Here is a 3453-nt window from a genome sequence, read left to right on the forward strand (position 1 = left end):
ATTATCAATATATTTTTTTTACCTATTCTATAAAAAAATAAAAAGGACTAAAAATCCTCAACCAAATTATACTATAGAGCCGTTATATTATCAATGAATTTTTTAGACCTATTCTATAAAAAATAAAAAGGACTAAAAATCCTCAAGCATATTATATGACAAAACGGAGAATTTATCATTCTCCGTTTCTTTCACAGACGCAAAGTCCTTTTAATCATCTCACAGGTGCTAAGACCCAATTATTTATATTGGTATTATCTCATACTTCTTTCTACTTTTCAATTTTAATGTTTAAAAACTTGCCTTTTATAAAATCATTTGATATAATTATGATGTTAAATGACATCATAATTATAATGGAGCTGATTTATATGAGCCGTATTTTAATTAGTTTTAGAATAGACCAAGAATTAAAGAAAAGTGCAGAACAAGTTTGTGAAGAAATGGGAATGTCTTTAAGTACCGCTTTTACTGTCTTTGCAAAAAAATTAATAAAAGAAAGAAAAATTCCTTTTGAGATTGAAGCCGAACCTTTAGAGGAGAAAAAATCTGAAAGGAGTAAAAAAAGCAAATGACAGAATTAAAAGGAATTTTTAACCAAAAAGTAGCTGATTTTTTCGGTTTAAAAGATAATAAAATGGTTTATATTGGAGAACAAAATATTCTCCATATGAAAAATAAGCATTATTCAGACTATGAGACATACTATCAATATTTATCAGAAATAGTAAATTCTCCAGATTATATAGGTAAAAATCCACGTGATGAGTCCTTAGAACTAATAAAAGAATTCTTTTGTAAAGAAAGTAATTCTTATGTTAAAGTTGCTATTAGAGTTTCAAAAAATCAAACTCTTTTTATAAGAACTTTGTACTCTCTAAATTCTTCAAAGTTTGAATATCAAGTATCACAAGGTTATTATCATAGAGTAGAAAATCTATAGTTGACTTTTACCAAAGTTTGTTGTATCATATTAGTAAGAAATATAGTGTTTTAATTTGAGGATAGAAAAGTCAGCTATCACCCTAGTTAGGAGATACAGGAGTGGCGACCTGTCTTATTAAAACACATAAAAAGGCTTTTATAGGAAGTCTTTTTTTTTATAAAAATTAAAAGATAAGGTATATTATAGTCCTTATCTTTTTTATTTTCCACTTATCAGCCCCTCCAAAATCATTTTTAAAGCACTCTTTTGTTTTCGGTAAGGATTTATACCAAAAAATTTTTTAAGTCATCTAAAACGGCTTTTAAACGGCTCAAAATTGAATTTCAACCAATAAAAAAGGAATACAAAGCTGTATTCCTTAATATTCTCCACCACCGTGATATCTAACAGCATATTTAAGATTTTTATATCCTTTATTAAGTTTATTATTTGTAGTATTCGTATTATCTTTTTCTTCCAATACTTTTTCTAACATTGTTTCGGAATCTTCTCCTAATTTATCCACTATTGCTGTTTTTCCACCTTTTATTCCTGCAAGTTCTTTTACATTGCATAACTGTCCTATTATAAATCGTCCAATTTCTCCATTTGCTTTTTCCTTTTCCTCATCAGGAATTAATCTGTAATCTACATATTCTGACAAAACACGAGATAAACTTACATTAGCAGGAATTTTATATTTAATTTTTGATAATTCTACTTCTGATACCTTTTGTCCAAATTGTGGTGTTTTAGTACAAATCTGATGAAAGTATCTAAAAGGGTTTTGTTGCTTTGTTTTATCTTTTGTGCCGACTTCTAAAAAATAAAGTTTTTTCCATTTCTCTTGTCTAGCCTCATCATCTTTAGAGATTTTCAAAAACATTGTTTTCATCGCATTTTTAGTAAAAGTTATATTAAATACTCCAGCTCTTATTTTTCCAGTTTCATCCATATAAAGTAAAAAATCATTTACTCCGTGATAAGTAATATTAAAATCTTGATTTAATAAAAACTCTTTTGTGTCAGGAACTATATCATTTAAAATAATACTTCCTGTTAAAACATCTATACATTTTCCATATCTTGGAGCTATTAAGGAAGTCCAGTCTAAATGATTATAATAATTTATTATTTCTGATTCAGCTTTTATATTTTCAGCTTTATTTACTCTTTGCATTCCTTGAGTTCCTTTTAATAACCAATATACTTGAGCTGAAGCTATTAGGTCATCATCTTCTAATATCTCTTGAATTTCTTTTATAACTTCTTCATCACTGCCATTTAATGCAACTTCATTATTCTCATTTATAAAATTTTCTTCAATTTCTTCTGCTTCACAAGACTGTAAATAATTATTAGCAACAACTAATAAAGAAGCTCCAAGCAGTAAATGTGGATTTTTCATACAAAGACATACAGCTAATAATTTTATTAAATTCTTATTTATAGCCGAGTTTTCAGCTATACAATCCTGTATATCATCTCCAAATAAATAATCTTCTTTAATCTTATCTTTACTTTTTCCAAGCCCTAAAGCATTAAAAGTTACTGTAGGGTATATCTTTCCTGTGACAACATAGACATATTGAGCCAAACACCCTCCTAAACTATGCCCTGTTATATGAATATTTATTTTTTCTTCTTCTTTTTTACACATTTTCTTTATATATTCTAAAAACATATAGGCACAGATTAGTTGTGATCCATTTTCTTTCATAAATCCCAACTCAATATCTTGTATCATATCTTTAATTGTTCCCTTAATATCTTCAGGTTTAAAGCTGAAGTCTGTTCCTCTGTAAGCTATTACAACATCATTTTCTTTTTGAAAGGCACAGGCATAAAAACCATTGTCAGAAACATTTCTGCCATATCCATAATCAGCAAACAGCTTTGTTTTATCTGCACTGTAAATAAACTGCCAGCCGTTAAAATCATAATATGGTTTTAACTCTACTTTTGTATCTTTATCTTTTTCTATTCCAAAAACTCCCAAAAGGCGTTTATCTCTTTCATCATACATTAAAATATCATTAATTACTTCAGGCTCTATATCATCTCTCTTTATTTTATCCCAAACTGTACTAAGTTTTAAAAAATTAATAAAATCTTTATTTTGATAAGAAATCTCTTTTTTTAATTTATCTAAATCTAAATTATTCCAATTCAAATATGATAATTGAGAAAAAAAAGCATATTCTACATCTCTAACCATTATTTCTCAACTCCTCTGGGAATATTACATTAACATCTTCTGGTTTTTTTATATATTTATAATACATTTGAAACCAAATATTAGGAATATTCTCATCATTAAAATATTTAGTAAAATAATCCATTAAATACCCCATTTCTTTTGATGACAATGTTTTTTCCTTTTTATATTTCTTTAAATATTTTTTTACTTGTGGCTCATCTTTAAAAATATAAAATATATGATTTTTTACTACATCATAAGTTAAACACTTCTTATCTCTTAAATACATATTAATATCACAATTTATATTATATTTCTTATATAAAAT

At 26.6% G+C, this 3453-nt stretch carries 4 protein-coding genes; 2 read left to right on the top strand and 2 right to left on the bottom strand.

Annotation, left to right across the window (positions count from 1 at the left end; translation table 11 throughout):
- Window positions 1-371: 371 nt before the first annotated feature.
- On the top strand, window positions 372-575 hold the full coding sequence (locus T323_RS26935; RefSeq protein WP_051556567.1) for a type II toxin-antitoxin system RelB/DinJ family antitoxin: 204 nt from the start codon (window positions 372-374) through the stop codon (window positions 573-575).
- Complete coding sequence (locus T323_RS0115700; protein ID WP_026674111.1) at window positions 572-943, top strand: PBECR3 domain-containing polyvalent protein; 372 nt, start codon at window positions 572-574, stop codon at window positions 941-943. The genes T323_RS26935 and T323_RS0115700 overlap by 4 nt, the downstream gene beginning before the upstream one ends.
- A gap of 361 nt (window positions 944-1304) precedes the next feature.
- Here the strand turns inward: T323_RS0115700 and T323_RS0115705 are convergent, their stop codons facing one another.
- On the bottom strand, window positions 1305-3143 hold the full coding sequence (locus T323_RS0115705) for a Tle-like phospholipase domain-containing protein (protein WP_026674112.1): 1839 nt from the start codon (window positions 3141-3143) through the stop codon (window positions 1305-1307).
- Window positions 3136-3453, bottom strand: a 318-nt coding sequence (locus T323_RS29235; protein WP_026674113.1) for a hypothetical protein, incomplete at its 5' end; no start/stop codon positions are given. The genes T323_RS29235 and T323_RS0115705, both read right to left, overlap by 8 nt.

It is taken from the genome of Alkalihalobacillus bogoriensis ATCC BAA-922 (genome assembly GCF_000621445.1).
GTDB lineage: Bacteria > Bacillota > Bacilli > Bacillales > Bacillaceae_F > Bacillus_AO > Bacillus_AO bogoriense.